Here is a 15,764-nt window from a genome sequence, read left to right on the forward strand (position 1 = left end):
TATGAGCCGTGCAGGAAGGTCCGATCGGTCCCGAGTTCGAAACGCGCCCGACCGGCAGCGTCATGGGCTTTCCGGCGCATGAGGCACGACCCGGTGCGCTCGGCGAAGTTCACTCCAGACCCTATCCGCTGGTGACCACGCCGCGCGTTCTGGTGCAGCTTTCCTTCATGACCGAGGGCGGCTCCGTCGTCGATCAGGCGGTGCTGTCGGAGCTGTCGCGCCGCCTTGGCATCGCGGCACCCGACCGGCAGGCCCGCCACCATGCCATGAAATGGGGCAAGGGCACGCTGCGCTGGGAGCGGCACACCGAATTCTCCACCTATCTGTGGGAAGGCCCCCTTTCCGAAGGTGGACGCGCTCAGGAGGATTCGCCCTTCGGAAACGGGTTTTCGCCGCCCGGCACGGTCATTTCCGGTATTAGGCTGGAAATCCGTAACTGGATGCCGGCCAGCGAGAAGCTGATCGAGGGTTTCGACCCGACCAGCCTCTGCTATTCGCTGGTCGAGGGCGGCAATGCGGCCATCGTCACCGATTTCCGGCAGGACGGCGACGGGTTGACGCGCATCCTCATTCTCGATCGCGGCCTGACGCCAGCCCGCGCCGGCGCGCTGTCGCACCGCCTCATCGATATCGAAACCTATCGCACGCTGGCCATGCTCGGCCTGCCGCTGGCCCTGTCGCTGTCGGGCCGCGTGCGGCGCATCGAGGACAAGCTCGCCGTCATCACCGCCGAGATGCGGGTGCCGGAAACGCGCGACAACCAGAAGCTTCTCGCCGACCTGACGGAACTTGCAGCTGAACTGGAAGCGGATGCCGCCTCCAGCCTCTACCGCTTCGGCGCCAGCCGCGCCTATGACGGCATCGTCACCGAGCGTCTGGACGCGCTCGAAGAGGCCGTGGTGCCGGGCCACGAGACATGGGGCAGCTTTCTGCAACGCCGCATGGCGCCGGCCATGCGCACCTGCCGGTCGGTCGAGGAGCGGCAGGCCAACCTGTCGCGCAAGCTCACCCGCGCCACGACATTGCTGCGCACATGGGTGGACGTGGAGGTCGAGAAGCAGAACCGCGACCTGCTGGCTTCCATGAACAACCGCGCCCGCCTCCAGCTTCGCCTGCAGCAGACGGTCGAGGGCCTGTCGGTGGCGGCGGTGTCCTATTATGTGGTGGGGCTGATCGGCTATCTGGCCAAGGGCGTCTCCTCATGGTTCGGCCATGCCATCGCGCCCGAGGTGGTGACGGCCGTCTCCGTGCCGGTGGCTATCCTGCTCGTGTGGTGGGCGGTGCGGCGGGTGCGCCGTATGCATTCCGAGCCGGCGAGGCACGCGGGCGCCGAGTAGTCAGCCATCCGGCCTTTCCGATCGCCGCGCCGCCCGGTCCAGCGTCACATTGACGCTGGCCGTCTTGCGCGCGCTCGCCTCTTGCTTTGAACTATTGCCCGATTTACAGGCACTATCGATAACTGGTAAAAGGAGTTTACCAGTTGGAGGAGCTGTTTCGCATGTCCGGACTTGCCATGCCTGCGCCCGATGGCGCGACGCTTGCCCGCCGCGGTGAAATCGTTGCCGCCCTGCGCGCCATCGTGCCGGGCGAGGGCGTGGTAGAGACGGTCAATGAGATGCGCGCCTTCGAGAGCGACGGGCTGACTGCCTACCGCCAGCTTCCCCTGGTCGTGGTGCTGCCGGAAACGACCGCCCAGGTGTCGCGCGTGCTGAAATATTGCAGTGAGCGCAACATCCGTGTCGTCCCGCGCGGGTCCGGCACCTCGCTGTCGGGCGGCGCGCTGCCGCTGGAGGATGCGGTGTTGCTGGTGATGAGCCGCTTCAACCGCATTCTGGAAATCGATTATCCCAACCGCGCCGTGGTCGCCCAGCCGGGCGTCACCAATCTCGGCATCACCCATGCGGTCGAGGCCGAGGGTTTTTACTATGCGCCCGATCCCTCCTCGCAGATCGCCTGCTCCATCGGCGGCAATGTGGCCGAGAATTCCGGCGGCGTGCATTGCCTCAAATATGGCCTCACCGCCAACAATCTGCTGGGGCTGGAAATGGTGCTGATGAATGGCGAGGTGGTGCGCCTCGGCGGCCGGCATCTCGATGCCGAGGGCTACGATCTTCTGGGCGTCATGACCGGATCGGAAGGTCTGCTCGGCGTCGTCACAGAGGTGACGGTGCGCATATTGCGCAAGCCGGAGACGGCGCGGGCGCTGCTCATCGGCTTTCCCACCAGTGAAGAGGGAGGCCAATGCGTGGCCGACATCATTGGGGCGGGCATTATTCCCGGCGGCATGGAGATGATGGACCTGCCGGCGATCCGCGCGGCCGAAGATTTCGTCCATGCCGGCTATCCGCTGGATTGCGAGGCGCTGCTGATCGTCGAGCTGGATGGCCCGGCGGTCGAGGTCGACCACCTCATCGATCTGGTCGAGAAGATCGCCATCCGCAACGGCTCCACATCCTGCCGCATTTCGCAGAGCGAGCAGGAGCGGCTGCGCTTCTGGGCCGGCCGCAAGGCGGCGTTCCCGGCCGTGGGGCGCATCTCGCCCGATTATTACTGCATGGACGGCACCATTCCGCGCAAGGAGCTGCCGCGCGTTCTGGCCGGCATGCGTGAGCTATCGGAGCACTACGGCCTGCGCGTCGCCAATGTCTTCCACGCCGGCGACGGCAATCTCCATCCGCTCATTCTCTACGACGCCAATGTGCCGGGTGAACTGGACAAGGCCGAGTCATTTGGAGCTGATATATTGCGGCTGTGCGTCAGGGTTGGTGGCGTGCTGACCGGTGAGCATGGCGTCGGTGTGGAAAAGCGCGACCTTATGCCGGAAATGTTCTCAGAGACCGACCTCGACCAGCAGATGCGGGTCAAATGCGCTTTCGATCCGGGGCATCTGCTCAATCCGGGTAAGGTCTTTCCGCAACTGCGCCGCTGCGCCGAGCTCGGCCGCATGCACATCCATCGCGGCCAGATGCCGTTCCCGGACATTCCGAGGTTTTGACAATGACCGCGTTCAAACCCGAAACGGATGCTGATGTTCTGGGGGCCGTGCAATGGGCGGTGTCCGCAGAGCAGCCGCTGGAAATCATCGGCCATGGCTCGAAACGCGCCATTGGCAATGAGGTCGCGGCGGAGCATGTGATCGATCTTTCCGGCCTGTCCGGCATCACGCTCTACGAGCCGGAGGAACTGGTGCTGTCGGCCAAATCCGGCACGCCGCTGGCTGAGATCGAGGCGGCGGTGGCGGCGCGCGGGCAGGAGCTTGCCTTCGAGCCGATGGATTATGGCCCGTTGCTTGGCGGGCAGCGGGGGCGCGGCACCATCGGCGGGGTGTTGGCTGCCAATCTCAGCGGCCCAAGGCGGCTGAAGGCGGGCGCCGCGCGCGACCATATTCTTGGCATCCATGCCGTTTCGGGGCGGGGCGAGGCGTTCAAATCCGGGGGCCGGGTGGTGAAGAACGTCACCGGCTACGATCTCTCCAAGGCGCTGGCCAATAGCTGGGGCACGCTGGCCGTGGCCACCGATGTCACCTTCAAGGTGCTGCCTGCGGCTGAAACGGAAACGACGCTGGTGATCAGTGGCCTGCTCGACGACAATGCGGTGGCGGCCATGGGGCTGGCGCTGGGTTCGAGCGCAGAAGTGTCGGGTGCCGCGCATCTGCCCTATCCGGCGGTCACCCGCGTTGCCGCCGGGTCACTCGGCAGTGACCCGGCGACCATGCTGCGCGTCGAAGGGTTCGGGCCATCGGTGGCTTACCGGGTGAAGCTGCTGCGTCAGCTTCTGGAAAAAGCCGGGCCGATGCAGGAAATCGAGGCGGAAGCCTCGCGCGCTTTGTGGCGTGAAGTCCGCGATTGCATCCCCTTCGCCTCGGTGCCGCATATGCCGGTGTGGCGGGTCTCCATGCCGCCGGCGGATGGCCACAACATGGTCATGGCCCTGCGCATGCAGGTGGCGGTCGAGGCGTTTTACGACTGGCAGGGCGGGCTGGTCTGGCTCGCCATGGCGGCGGGCGACCCGGAAGCCGGGCTGGTGCGTTCGCTGGTGCAAAAATACGGCGGCGGCCATGCCACGCTGGTGCGCGCGACGCCCCAACAGCGCGCCGAAATTCCGGTCTTCCAGCCGCAGCCACCGGCGCTTGCCGCCCTGTCAGCACGGCTGAAGGCCGAATTTGACCCGAAGAACATTTTGAATCCGGGCCGGGTGGTTGCGCCCGACATGACCCGGAAGGGAGCTGCCTGAGACATGCAGACCCATTTCACCCCTGAGCAGCTTGCCGATCCGCATGTGGCGGAGTCGGAAAAGATCCTGCGCAAATGCGTGCATTGCGGCTTCTGCACCTCCACCTGCCCGACCTATGTGACGCTCGGCAACGAGCTGGACAGCCCGCGTGGCCGCATCTACCTGATCAAGGACATGCTGGAGGGCGGCCGGCCTGCCGACCGCGAGATCGTCACACATATCGATCGTTGCCTGTCCTGCCTGTCGTGCATGACGACATGCCCCTCGGGCGTGAATTACATGCATCTGGTCGATCATGCCCGCGCCCATATCGAGGAAACCTACAGGCGCCCGCTGCCTGACAGGCTGATCCGCGCCGTTCTGGCCGCCGTGCTGCCTCATCCGGCGCGGTTCCGCGCCGCCCTGAAGCTGGCGAAACTGGGCCGGCCCTTCGCCGGCCTTTTTGAACGGACCAGCGCGCTGAAGCCGCTGGCGGCGATGCTGAAGCTCGCCCCGGCAAGCGTGCCGCGCGCATCCTCCACGGCCTTGCCGGGCGTGCATCAGGGCAAGGGCGCAAAACGCGGACGCGTCGCCATCCTCACCGGCTGTGCCCAGCCGGTGCTCGATCCCGGCATCAACGAGGCCACCATTTCGCTGCTCAATCGGCTTGGCGTCGAGGTCGTGGTGCCGCCGGGCGAGGGCTGTTGCGGGGCGCTGGTGCATCATATGGGCCGCGAAAGCGAGGCGCTGGATTTCGCCCGCCGCAATGTCGATGCCTGGACGCGCCAGATCGACGAGGGTGGGCTCGACGCCATCATCATCACCGCTTCCGGCTGCGGCACGACGATCAAGGATTACGGCTACATGCTGCGGCTCGACCCGGCCTATGCGGAAAAGGCGGCGCGAGTCTCGGCGCTGGCCAAGGACGTGACCGAATATCTCGACACGCTCGACCTGCCGGAACCGGCGGCGAAACCCGGCCTCATCATTGCCTATCATTCGGCCTGTTCCATGCAGCACGGCCAGAAGATCACCCGCCAGCCAAAGGCGCTTCTGGCCAAAGCGGGCTTCGTGGTTAAGGAGCCGCGCGAGGGGCATCTGTGCTGCGGCTCGGCCGGCACCTACAACATCATGCAGCCGGAAATTTCGGCAAGGCTGCGCGACCGAAAAGTGAAGAACATCACGGCCACGGGCGCGACGCTCGTCGCCACCGGCAATATCGGCTGCATCACCCAGATCGCTTCCGCCGCGAAGCTGCCCGTGGTGCATACGGTGGAACTGCTCGACTGGGCCTATGGCGGGGAACGGCCCAGACAATTGCAGTAAAGCCAGTTGCAGTAGCCCGGCAGTGTCCGAAAACAGAAAAGGCAGCACGGCGTTCACCGGCTGCCTTTTCTGCGACTGGCCACGTCCCCCGACACGGCCCGTCCCCCGTTGTTGGGAAAAGCTTTTACATGACAACGACCGTCGCGCCAACAGGCACGCGTTCGTAAAGATCGACGACGTCCTCGTTGCGCATGCGGATGCAGCCGGAAGAGACGGCGGCGCCGATCGTCCATGGCTGGTTGGTGCCGTGAATGCGGTAGAGCGTCGAGCCGAGATAGAGGGCGCGCGCGCCGAGCGGATTTTCGATGCCGCCGGACACGAATGTCGGCAGATGTCGGCCCTTGGCCTTTTCGCGCGCGATCATTTCTGCCGGCGGGCGCCAGTCGGGCCATTCGCGCTTCGACGTCACCTTGTGGGTGCCGGCCCATTCGAAGCCGGGCTTGCCGGTGCCGACGCCGTAGCGGCGCGCCTTGCCGTCCTTTTCCACCAGATAGAGAAAGTTGTCGCGCGTATCGATGACGACAGTGCCGGGCTTGTGCTTGCCGTCATAATTCACGACCTGCGGCAGGTAGATCGGGTTGATCTGCGGGCGCACAGCGCGCTTCTGCACGGTGCGGGCGGCGGACGCCTGCTGCACGCGCGCCGGGCGCGCCTGCTGCGTGGCCTGCGGCTGAACAACAACGCGCTGGCGCGGCTGCGCCTGCACCGCGGTGCGCGTCGCCGGCTGGGTGCGGTAGACGCGGCGTGGCTCAGGCTCCACGCGCCTGACATTGTCCCGCCTCGCATTGTCAGGAGCCTTGCCGAGCTGCAGCACCCATGGCGCGGCAAGGTCGGGGCTCACCCGCACCGGCGGGCGCTCGATGTAGCGGTCGTTGGCCATTGCCGGCGAAAAGCCCATGGAGAGGACCCCGGCCAGGCAGGTAAACAGGAAAAGGGCTCGTTTCATGTGACGCAATCCTGGGTTCGGTCGTCGGCCGGAAACGCGTGTCCGGTCATGGCGCGATCCTGTGCGCGAAGGACAACCGAAAGGTGAATCCCGGACGCGTCGAATGCCGTTTTGTCAGTAAAGCTTTCGGTATGGTTATCCGGCGGTTCAGGAATCTGGTAAAGCGCCGGTAAAGCACCGGGACCCTGCATTAACGGATTTGGGACATGAGCGAAAAAGACGGCATCATCACCGGCCCGGATGGGGTGGACCGCTGTTTCTGGCATGGCAACCTGCCGGATTACATTCACTATCACGACCATGAATGGGGTCGCCCGGTGGCGGACGATCGCCGCCTGTTCGAGAAGATCTGCCTCGAAGGCTTCCAGTCAGGCCTCTCGTGGCTGACGATCCTGCGCAAGCGCGAGAATTTTCGCGAGGCCTTCGCCGGTTTCGATTTCGAGCGTGTTGCGGAGTTCACCGAGGCCGATGTCGAGCGCCTGCTCGGCAATGCCGGCATCGTGCGCCATCGCGGCAAGATCGTCTCCACCATCAACAATGCGCGCCGCGCCCGCGAGCTGGTGGATGAGGCCGGCTCGCTGGCGGCGTGGTTCTGGAAGTTCGAGCCTGCACCGGAAGAGCGGCCGGCGGTGATGGACCTCGCCCATCTGCGGGCCAATCCAACCACTGCCGTTTCCACGCGCATTTCGAAGGAACTGAAGAAGCGCGGCTGGAGCTTTGTCGGCCCCACCACCGTCTATGCCTTCATGCAGGCCATGGGCATGGTCAACGACCATATCGAGGGCTGCGCCTGTCGCGCCGGGGTGGAAGCCGCGCGCGCCGGCTTCCGCAGGCCGGTCTGAGCCGAACTCCGGCTTAAGCCGCCCTTGCCGCTGGGTGCGGCATCGGTTAGGACAGCGCGCGGTCTGGCGCACGCCGGCCCGCTGCCGCCCTATTGCCGAACCGCAGAGTACCCGCCATGGCCGAACGACCGGAAAAGATGAAAGCACGCCTGCCGCGCGGCTTTGTCGACCGCAGCCCCGACGACATCCGGGCCGTCGACAGGATGATGGCACGTATCCGCGAGGTCTATGAGCTTTACGGTTTCGAGCCGGTCGACCAGCCGCTGATCGAATACACCGATGCACTGGGAAAATTCCTGCCCGATCAGGACCGGCCGAACGAGGGCGTCTTTTCCTTTCAGGACGATGACGAGCAGTGGCTGTCGCTGCGCTACGATCTGACCGCGCCGATGGCCCGTTTCGTGGCAGAGAATTTCGAGAAGCTGCCAAAGCCCTTCCGCTCCTATCGGGCGGGCTGGGTGTTCCGCAATGAGAAGCCCGGTCCGGGGCGCTTCCGCCAGTTCATGCAGTTCGATGCCGACACGGTCGGCACGCCGGGCGTGGCCGCCGACGCCGAAATGGCAATGATGATGGCCGACGTGATGGAGGCCGTGGGCATCGCGCGCGGCGACTATGTCATCCGTGTCAACAACCGCAAGGTTCTGGACGGTGTGCTTGAGGCCATCGGTCTTGGCGGCGAGGACAATGCGGGACGCCGCCTCACCGTGCTGCGCGCCGTGGACAAGCTCGACAAGGTGGGGGCGGACGGCGTGCGCGCTCTGCTCGGCAAAGGCCGTCTGGACGAGAGCGGCGACTTCACCAAAGGTGCAGGGCTGGACGAGGCGCAGGCGGATCGCGTGCTGCTGCTGACATCTTCCACCGGCGACGACCTTGCAGGCGCCTTGGCTGCAATGCGCGGTGCCGTTGCCGGCTCCCCGCGCGGTGAAGAGGGCGTGCAGGAACTGGCCGATATCGGTGCGATGGTCGCCGCTGCCGGCTACGACGACGGCCGTATCAAAATCGATCCCTCCGTGGTGCGCGGCCTCGAATATTACACCGGCCCCGTTTACGAGGCTGAATTGCTGGCCGAGGTTCCCAATGACGAGGGAAAGATCGTGCGCTTCGGCTCGGTCGGCGGCGGTGGCCGCTATGACGGTCTGGTGTCGCGCTTTCGCGGCGAGCCGGTGCCGGCCACGGGCTTCTCCATCGGCGTCTCGCGCCTGATGACGGCGCTGAAGAACCTCGGCAAGCTTGACATGTCCGATGTCATCCAGCCGGTCGTGGTGCTGGTCATGGACAAGGATACGGAAAGCCTCGGCCGCTATCAGAAGATGGTGTCGGATCTGCGCCGAGCCGGCATCCGCGCCGAGATGTATCTCGGCGGCGCGGGCATGAAGGCGCAGCTCAAATATGCCGACCGGCGCGGCTGTCCGGTGGCCGTCATTCAGGGCGGCGACGAGCGCGAGAAGGGCGAGGTCCAGATCAAGGACCTGATCGAAGGCGCGCGCATGTCGGCCGAGATTTCCGACAATGCCGAATGGCGTGCCGCTAGGCCCGCGCAGGTCACCGTTGCGGAAAGCGATCTGGTCGCCGAGGTGAAGAAGATCCTCGACGCACAGGCTGCCGACAGGGCCGGTCAATGAACCCTGCGATGAACGAGGAATGGCGATGACATCGCGCTCTCCTTCCGTCGCGGGCGACGTCAGAGCGCTGTTCGCCGCCAAAAGCGTCGATCTGGTCGAAGTCGGCGTGTTGCAGCCGGCCGATCCGTTTCTCGACATTGCCGGCGAGGATCTGCGCCGCCGCATCTTCCTCACCGAAAGCGAGACCGGGCAGGCGCTGTGCCTTCGCCCGGAATTCACCATTCCCGTGTGCCTCGATCATATCGCGTCACAGGCCGGAACGCCGCGCCGTTATGGCTATCTGGGGGAAGTGTTTCGCCAGCACCGCGACGGATCGAACGAATTCTTTCAGGCCGGCATCGAGGATCTTGGCGACGCCGATACCGCCGCCGCCGACGCGCGGCTGGTGGCGGATGCGCATGACCTGCTGGCGAAGGCGGTTCCGCAGGCCAGCCTGAAACTGACCATCGGCGACCAGTCCGTGTTCGAGGCGGTGCTGGCCGCGCTTGGCCTGCCGCGCGGCTGGCGCATGCGGCTGGCGCGCGCCTTCGGCTCGCACGAGATGCTGGATGCAGCCCTTGCCGATCTCGCCAACCCGCCGCGCAACGGCCAGTTGGCCGGGCCGGTGGCGCTGCTTGCCGTCGATGGCGACGCGGAAGGGCTGACCACACAGATCGCGAAGTGCATGGAGCAGGCGGGACTGCCGCTCTCTGTCGGACGTACGCCAGCCGAGATCGCGCGGCGTCTGATCGAGAAGGTGCAGTTGCGCAGCGTGCGCCTCTCCGATGACGCCTTCGCCGCTTTGAAGAGCTTTCTGGCCATCGACACGCCGCTTGCCGGCGCGGCCGACGCGCTGCGCGATTTCGCCCGCGAGGCCAGGCTGGAGCTTGGCGGTGCGCTCGACCTGTTCGCGGAGCGCGCGCAGGCGATTGCCGGCCATGGGCTGGCTTCCGAGACCGTGCGCTATGATGCGGCCTTCGGGCGTCCGCTCGACTATTATACCGGGCTGGTGTTCGAGATCGGGGCCGAGGGAACCGATGGTCGCCCGCTCGCCGGCGGCGGCCGCTACGACCGCCTGCTGACGCTGCTCGGCGCGAAGCACGCCATTCCCGGCGTCGGTTTCTCCGTATGGCTCGACCGGGTGGAAGCGCTGAGGGAGGCGCGGGCATGAGCGTGACGCTGGCCATACCCTCCAAGGGACGCCTGAAGGAAAAGACGCTGGAAATACTGGCTGGGGCAGGTCTTGCCGTCAGCCTGCCCGAGGATGACCGCCGTTACCATGCCCATGTCGAGGGGCGCAGTGACATCGAGGTCGTGTTCATGTCGGCTTCGGAAATTTCGGGCGAGATCGGCAGCGGCGGCATCGATCTCGGCGTCACCGGCGAGGATCTGGTGCGCGAGAACCTGGCCGACTGGGAAAGCCGCGCCGAAATCGTCGCGCGCCTCGGCTTCGGCCATGCCGACGTGGTGGTGGCGGTGCCCGACATGTGGCTCGATGTCGACACCATGGCCGATCTTGACGACGTGGCGGCCGATTTCCGCCAGCGCCATGGCCGGCGGCTGCGCATCGCCACCAAATACTGGCGTCTCACGCAGCAGTTCTTTTCCGGCAAGCACGGCATTCAGGTCTATCGCATCGTCGAAAGCCTCGGCGCTACCGAGGGCGCTCCGGCGGCAGGCTCGGCCGATGTCATCGTCGACATCACTTCCACCGGCTCGACGCTGCGTGCCAATCATCTCAAAATTCTGGGGGATGGCGTGATCCTGCGCTCGCAGGCCTGTCTGGTTGCATCGCGCAGGGAGCGCCCGGCATCCGACGAGGCGCTGATCCGCGAGATCGCCGCTGCCGTCAGTACCTCCGTGGTCGAAACCGCATCAGTCTGACCGGCGGCGGTTCCGGAAGAGCACGCGCCGCCGCCGCCTGAGATCGCTCAGTTCACATATGGGGTAGGTTGCTCATGCGGCAGCGGCCAGACCGGCTGGCTGCTGCCGCAGGAACAGGAACAGAATTTCAGGCGCATTCTGATTCCGAACGACAGCGGGATCGAGGCTCCCGCCATCCGGGGTCCGGAAGAGGCCGCATCCCGGCCGAGCGATAGCGTGTGGCCACGCCACAGCTGATCGGCTTCATGATCTTACTGGCATCAGGCCCGCCGGCTCCTGCCTTCTGCGGCAGTCACCTGCCCTGAATGACGCGGATGAACCGTGGGCTCTTGGTGCGGAAATCCTCATAGGTGATGCGGCCGCTGGCGATGCCGTTGAAGGCGCGCGTGCAATAGGTGCGTGCGACATTGCTGCGCGGGCTGACATTCATGATCTTCGCCATCTCCACCTTGCGGGCCGGCGAGGCCCTGGAGGCGCCGCTGTAGCATTTGTTGATCGCGTCCCGCTTCATGGCCGGGCTGCCGCGCACGATCTCCTGCGCCTGCTTGTAGCTCGATTCCGTTACGCAGCCGCCTAGCATGACGCCGGCCGCGATCACCGTGAGCACCCCTCGTATGTGCATGCTGTTCTCCCTCTGTGCGAATGACGCCAGAGAAACTGAAACATGTTACCGCGCCTGTCAAAGCCGAACCGGCAGGATGCAGCCTCAGGCAACCACCTGCAATTCGGTGACGACGCGGTTCCTGCCGTTGTTCTTGGCGCGGTAGAGCGCGCTGTCGGCTCTGCGAAAGACGCTCTCGAAGCCATCGTCAGAGGGAAGCATGATCGCGATTCCGGCACTTGCCGTGGCCGGAACTGGTCCCTGATCCGTCTGGATCTGGTTGGCCGCGAAGGCAGATCTCACGCGCTCGGCTATCGCAATCGACGACGGCACCGAAGCCTGCCGGATCACCACGACGAACTCTTCGCCGCCCATTCTGGCAGCCACATCCCCGCGCCTCAGGATGGAACGCAGTTCATGCGCGAACTGGCACAGGATGCGGTCGCCTGCATGATGCCCATACTGGTCATTTATGGACTTGAAGTTATCGAGATCGAAGACGATTACGGCGTCGCCCGGTTGCAGATGATCCATCTTCAGGCTGTCCAGCAGCGCGCGCCGGTTCAGCGTGCCGGTCAGCGGGTCGGTCCGGGCTTCGATCCGGTGCCGGCGCGCCACACGCGACTGATTGAGCCCGAGCGAAAGGGCGCCGATGCCGGTTATGCCGGCGATGGCCATGATGGCATTGAGGTTTTCCGCCCAGTTGTCGGGCCGGTGCTCCAGCGACCATTTTCCGTCCAGCACGAGCACGGCGGCGCAGGCCAGGAACGACAGGGAAGTCAGCAGGTAAAGCGCCGTTACGCCGGTGATCGAAGTCGGAGCCTCACTCCGGGCATTCCAGTAGAGCCGGGCGGTCAGCACGATCAGGCCTGCCGCGATCAGATTGTAGAGAGCGATGCCGATCCCTTCGAAGCCCATGACGATGAGCCCGCTTACGGGAAAGCTGAGGCAGACGAACAGAGCTGCCATGGCCGGCCAGTTCATTCGTTTCCCGACGAACAGCTTTGCTGCGGCATAGACGGCGATGAAGCCGGCCGTCTGGAGCGCGAAACCGGAAGCAATCACGGCCGTGGATTCGAAAGGGATCGTCGAATAGATGACGACGCCGCAGCCCAGCAGCACCATGCCGATGAACCATCCGATCAGGAAACGGTCCATCCTGTTCTGAAGCCAGACACTCAGCATCGTCAGGGCAAGCGCGGTCGCACAGATGCCGGCTGCAAAGAACAGCGTGTCCGAATCCATCCCCATTCTGGTCACGCCTCTTGCCGTGGGTCCGATTCCTTGCCCGTAACATAAGGCTGCAGGTGATACGAAAGCGACTACGAGAAGGGTAAACAGAAGGTTACGCGTTCTCGTCCTGTCCTGCAATGCCGGGGATAACAGGGTCGAAAACGAGGTTCCCCTGCCGCGACCTCAGGCCGGGCAGGGGAATGGAGTGATCAGAACTTTACCGTCAGGCCGGCCCTGAAGGTGCGGCCGGGGGCCGGCATGTAGCTCTGCGCCAGCGGGTCCAGATAGTAGCGATCGGTGATGTTGTGCACCGAGGCGTTGAGGATCGTGTCCTCGCGCAGCTTGTAGCTCAGGAACGCGTCGAAGACGGTGACAGGGTGATAGTAGAGCTGCGGGGTGGTGTCGCTGCTCTGCCATGGCTTGTCGATCGTTTCGGTCGGACCGGATGTGTAGGTCATGCGACCGCCCACCGTCAGCTTGTCTTCAAAGAAGCGGCCGCCCACGGTCAGGTTCAACGCATATTTCGGCGGGTTCTGGGTGTTGATGTAGGAGCCGACATAGCTGCCCGGGGTACAGTCCGGCGCATCCTGTGTCTTCACATAGGCATTCGCCTTATCGCGCAGATAGGCGGCAAAGTCGGCATCGCAGGTCTCGGTGCGCAGATAGTAGGTCGCGCCAAGCTCGGCGAAGAAGCGGCCGTTGTCGTAGTTCGACTGGAACTCCAGACCGCTGGTCTGATAGCTGTCGGCGTTGGAGAAGGTCATCAGTCCGGTGCCGAAGGGATCATAGTAGCGGACGATGTAGTTCTTCACGTCATTGTTGAAGTAAGCGAGCTTGAAAGACGCCACGTCGCCTTCGGTGATCAGGCTTTCGCGCGTGGTGCTGGCGCCGATCTCTATGGCGCGCGAGCGCTCCGGCTTCAGTCCCGAGGCCGGGTCGACCTGCAACGTGCCGATCGTCGTCTCGAACAGCGATGGCAGGCGATAGCCCTGCGTATAGCTTGCATAGAGGAAGGTCTGCGGCGAAATCTCGTAGTTGACGCCGATGGCCGGTGTGAAGCCGCTGGCGCTGTTCGACATCCTCTCGCCGCGATCAAAGCCGACCACCATGTTTGTGTAGCCCGGATTGCTCTCCGCCATGTAGCTCGGCGTGCCGAACTCGTCGAACGGTATGCCGTCGAACGGGTTGTTCGCGTCGGTAATGACCATGCCGTTGTTCAGGCGCGGATCGTTGGCGTCGGTGAACTGGCCGTTTTCGTCAGGCGTCCAGTACATGTTGCCGAAGACCTTGCCGTTCCAGACCGAGACCCACTTTCCATAGACGTTCTCACGGCGGGCCACCGAAGGCGCGTTGCGGTCGTGCGAGGAGTAGCGGCCATAGCGCCCGCCGGCCCAGAACTGCAGGTTCTCGCGAGGCTTGTATTCGAGCTTGCCGGAGAGGTTGACTTCGGTGCGGTAGCCGTCGCGCAGGTTGCGGTTGGAGTTCAGGTCGTGTTCGGTGATCACGACTCCGTCCTGCGGCCGGATGTCCTCGTACTGGAATCCGCCGCCGAAATCGAGGGCGAAGGCGCCAGCCTCTGTCTTGAACTCCGAGCGGTTGGAAAGATCGCCGCCGACGCGTGTGTTGTCCATGCGCACCCAGCTGCGGTCGCTGCTGCCGTAGACCCATTGCGACTTCGGACCGTTGGTGGCGTTGATCTGGTCGCTCTTGGCGCCCGTGGCCCAGAAATTGGCCTTGAAGTCGATCAGGTCGTTGTCCTTCGGGTCGAACGAGTAGCGCGCCGAGGCCGAGTTGATGACCATGCTGCCGACAGGATACTGATAGACGCCGCCGGTGCCGAACCTGAAAATGTCGGAGGGCATGATCTCGCCGAACTCGCCGTCGAAATAGCGGTAGCTGAGTTCCAGTTGCTGCTCGTCGGTCGGCTTGATGGTGGCCTTCAGCAGGGCCGACTCGGTGTTGACCGAGGTGTTGAGAACCTCTTCGCCCGCCATGTAGGACTTGGCGACCGTGTTTTTCTCATAACCCCATCTGTCGAACTCGCGGTACTTTTCACGGCCATGCTTGCCGGCAAAGTAGTTGCCCTGATTGCGGCGCGCATAGGCGGCCACCAGATCGATATGGTCGCTGGTGAAGGCAGCCGCCACGCTTCCGGACTTGGCCTTGGAATCGAAAAGGTTGGGGCGGCTGTCATGAGGCGTGGTGCCAAGTTCGGTGCTGCTGCCCAGATATTCGGGCCGATAGGCTTGCTTCACGCCATTGTCCCACAACTCGCCCTTCAGGCGCACGCCCCAGTTCTTGCCGGGCTTGATGATGTCCTCGGGGCGAAGCGTCGTCATGTTGACGGTGCCGGCGATCGCGCCTGCGGCCGAAGGTGTCAGTCCCGGACCCTTGGTTATGGTCACGTCGCTGATCAGGTCCGGATCGAAATAGCTGCGCTGCTGCGTGCCTGCATAGCCGCGATAGACATTGAGCGACTGCTGGGAGCCATCGACGGTGACGGCAACGCGGCTCTGGCCCTGCAGCCCGCGAATGTTGACGTCGACACCGCCGCCGTTGCGGCTGTCGCCGACCTGGACGCCGGGCTGGCCCCTGAGCATGTCCGAGGGGGACAGCCGGCCGTAGCGGTCGAGCTGCTCGGCGGTGATGTAAACGGAAGACGCCGGGTCGGTGTAGACGGACTGCGCGCCGCCGCGTCCGGAAACGTTGATGGTGCTCAGAAGCATCGAGCTGCCCGAAGGTGTGGTGGCATGGGCCGCCGAGATACGATCGGTGATGAGAACGTTCGACGGATCCTTGAACGTGTAGACGAGGCCGGAGCCTTGCAGGATCTGCGCCAGTGCCTGCTCGCGTGTAGCCGCACCGCGAATCCCGGGCGACGATTTGCCCGCCGCGATCGAAGCTTCATAGGAGACCTGAGTTCCCGACTGGCTGCCGAATGCGGCCAGAGCCCGGCTGAGCGAGCCTGAGGGGATGTTGAAGGTCGTTTCCGAGCGCGACTGGGCAAAACTGCCGGTCGACATCAACGCAATGCCCGGCGGCAATGCCGTGGTTGCCAGCAGCGCCGCAGCAAGCATTTTACCGCCGATGCGGCCGGCTTTATTCTTCACAGGCCCGAA

General features: G+C 64.5%; 12 protein-coding genes. 8 read left to right on the forward strand and 4 right to left on the reverse strand.

Annotated elements, in window-relative coordinates; genetic code table 11:
* The first annotated feature begins 62 nt into the window (after positions 1-62).
* From MIC97_RS12315 to glcF, 4 genes are all read left to right on the forward strand, one after another.
* Complete coding sequence (locus tag MIC97_RS12315; RefSeq protein ID WP_239801122.1) at positions 63-1,337, forward strand: DUF3422 family protein; 1,275 nt, start codon at positions 63-65, stop codon at positions 1,335-1,337.
* Between the two features lie 161 nt (positions 1,338-1,498).
* Complete coding sequence (locus MIC97_RS12320) at positions 1,499-2,995, forward strand: FAD-linked oxidase C-terminal domain-containing protein (protein ID WP_239800258.1); 1,497 nt, start codon at positions 1,499-1,501, stop codon at positions 2,993-2,995.
* A 2-nt stretch (positions 2,996-2,997) separates the two neighbouring features.
* A complete protein-coding gene (locus tag MIC97_RS12325; protein WP_239800259.1) occupies positions 2,998-4,233 on the forward strand; it encodes an FAD-binding protein in 1,236 nt (411 codons plus the stop codon).
* Positions 4,234-4,236: 3 nt separating this feature from the next.
* Complete coding sequence (gene glcF / locus MIC97_RS12330; RefSeq protein WP_239800260.1) at positions 4,237-5,538, forward strand: glycolate oxidase subunit GlcF; 1,302 nt, start codon at positions 4,237-4,239, stop codon at positions 5,536-5,538.
* Positions 5,539-5,662: 124 nt separating this feature from the next.
* Here the strand turns inward: glcF and MIC97_RS12335 are convergent, their stop codons facing one another.
* Positions 5,663-6,484 carry a L,D-transpeptidase gene (locus MIC97_RS12335; protein ID WP_239800261.1) on the reverse strand — a complete coding sequence of 274 codons (822 nt, stop codon included), beginning with the start codon at positions 6,482-6,484 and terminating at the stop codon, positions 5,663-5,665.
* A gap of 206 nt (positions 6,485-6,690) precedes the next feature.
* Here MIC97_RS12335 and MIC97_RS12340 point away from each other — a divergent pair, with 206 nt between their 5' ends.
* From MIC97_RS12340 to hisG, 4 genes are all read left to right on the forward strand, one after another.
* Positions 6,691-7,326: a DNA-3-methyladenine glycosylase I gene (locus MIC97_RS12340; RefSeq protein WP_239800262.1), complete on the forward strand. Its 636-nt coding sequence runs from the start codon at positions 6,691-6,693 to the stop codon at positions 7,324-7,326.
* A 116-nt stretch (positions 7,327-7,442) separates the two neighbouring features.
* Positions 7,443-8,948, forward strand: coding sequence for a histidine--tRNA ligase (gene hisS, locus MIC97_RS12345; protein ID WP_239800263.1), 1,506 nt, complete (start codon positions 7,443-7,445; stop codon positions 8,946-8,948).
* Between the two features lie 25 nt (positions 8,949-8,973).
* Positions 8,974-10,098: an ATP phosphoribosyltransferase regulatory subunit gene (locus MIC97_RS12350; RefSeq protein ID WP_239800264.1), complete on the forward strand. Its 1,125-nt coding sequence runs from the start codon at positions 8,974-8,976 to the stop codon at positions 10,096-10,098.
* Complete coding sequence (hisG, locus tag MIC97_RS12355) at positions 10,095-10,811, forward strand: ATP phosphoribosyltransferase (protein WP_239800265.1); 717 nt, start codon at positions 10,095-10,097, stop codon at positions 10,809-10,811. Before MIC97_RS12350 ends, hisG begins: the two co-directional genes overlap by 4 nt.
* Positions 10,812-11,103: 292 nt before the next feature.
* Here the strand turns inward: hisG and MIC97_RS12360 are convergent, their stop codons facing one another.
* From MIC97_RS12360 to MIC97_RS12370, 3 genes are all read right to left on the reverse strand, one after another.
* Positions 11,104-11,433, reverse strand: a complete 330-nt coding sequence (locus MIC97_RS12360) for a hypothetical protein (protein WP_239800266.1) — start codon at positions 11,431-11,433, stop codon at positions 11,104-11,106.
* A gap of 84 nt (positions 11,434-11,517) precedes the next feature.
* Positions 11,518-12,663 (reverse strand): GGDEF domain-containing protein, encoded by a 1,146-nt coding sequence (locus MIC97_RS12365; protein WP_239800267.1) that lies wholly within the window; start codon positions 12,661-12,663, stop codon positions 11,518-11,520.
* Positions 12,664-12,854: 191 nt separating this feature from the next.
* Positions 12,855-15,755, reverse strand: a complete 2,901-nt coding sequence (locus MIC97_RS12370; protein ID WP_239800268.1) for a TonB-dependent receptor — start codon at positions 15,753-15,755, stop codon at positions 12,855-12,857.
* Positions 15,756-15,764: the final 9 nt, after the last annotated feature.

This window comes from Aquamicrobium sp. NLF2-7, assembly GCF_022359935.1.
GTDB lineage: Bacteria > Pseudomonadota > Alphaproteobacteria > Rhizobiales > Rhizobiaceae > Mesorhizobium > Mesorhizobium lusatiense.

Excerpts from the sequence above, each read along its gene's own strand:
- MIC97_RS12315 (WP_239801122.1), top strand. The coding sequence starts at position 63 with ATGGGCTTTCCGGCGCATGAGGCACGACCCGGTGCGCTCGGCGAAGTT.
- MIC97_RS12320 (WP_239800258.1), top strand. The coding sequence starts at position 1,499 with ATGTCCGGACTTGCCATGCCTGCGCCCGATGGCGCGACGCTTGCCCGC.
- MIC97_RS12325 (WP_239800259.1), top strand. The coding sequence starts at position 2,998 with ATGACCGCGTTCAAACCCGAAACGGATGCTGATGTTCTGGGGGCCGTG.
- glcF (WP_239800260.1), top strand. The coding sequence starts at position 4,237 with ATGCAGACCCATTTCACCCCTGAGCAGCTTGCCGATCCGCATGTGGCG.
- MIC97_RS12335 (WP_239800261.1), bottom strand. The coding sequence starts at position 6,484 with ATGAAACGAGCCCTTTTCCTGTTTACCTGCCTGGCCGGGGTCCTCTCC.
- MIC97_RS12340 (WP_239800262.1), top strand. The coding sequence starts at position 6,691 with ATGAGCGAAAAAGACGGCATCATCACCGGCCCGGATGGGGTGGACCGC.
- hisS (WP_239800263.1), top strand. The coding sequence starts at position 7,443 with ATGGCCGAACGACCGGAAAAGATGAAAGCACGCCTGCCGCGCGGCTTT.
- MIC97_RS12350 (WP_239800264.1), top strand. The coding sequence starts at position 8,974 with ATGACATCGCGCTCTCCTTCCGTCGCGGGCGACGTCAGAGCGCTGTTC.
- hisG (WP_239800265.1), top strand. The coding sequence starts at position 10,095 with ATGAGCGTGACGCTGGCCATACCCTCCAAGGGACGCCTGAAGGAAAAG.
- MIC97_RS12360 (WP_239800266.1), bottom strand. The coding sequence starts at position 11,433 with ATGCACATACGAGGGGTGCTCACGGTGATCGCGGCCGGCGTCATGCTA.
- MIC97_RS12365 (WP_239800267.1), bottom strand. The coding sequence starts at position 12,663 with ATGGGGATGGATTCGGACACGCTGTTCTTTGCAGCCGGCATCTGTGCG.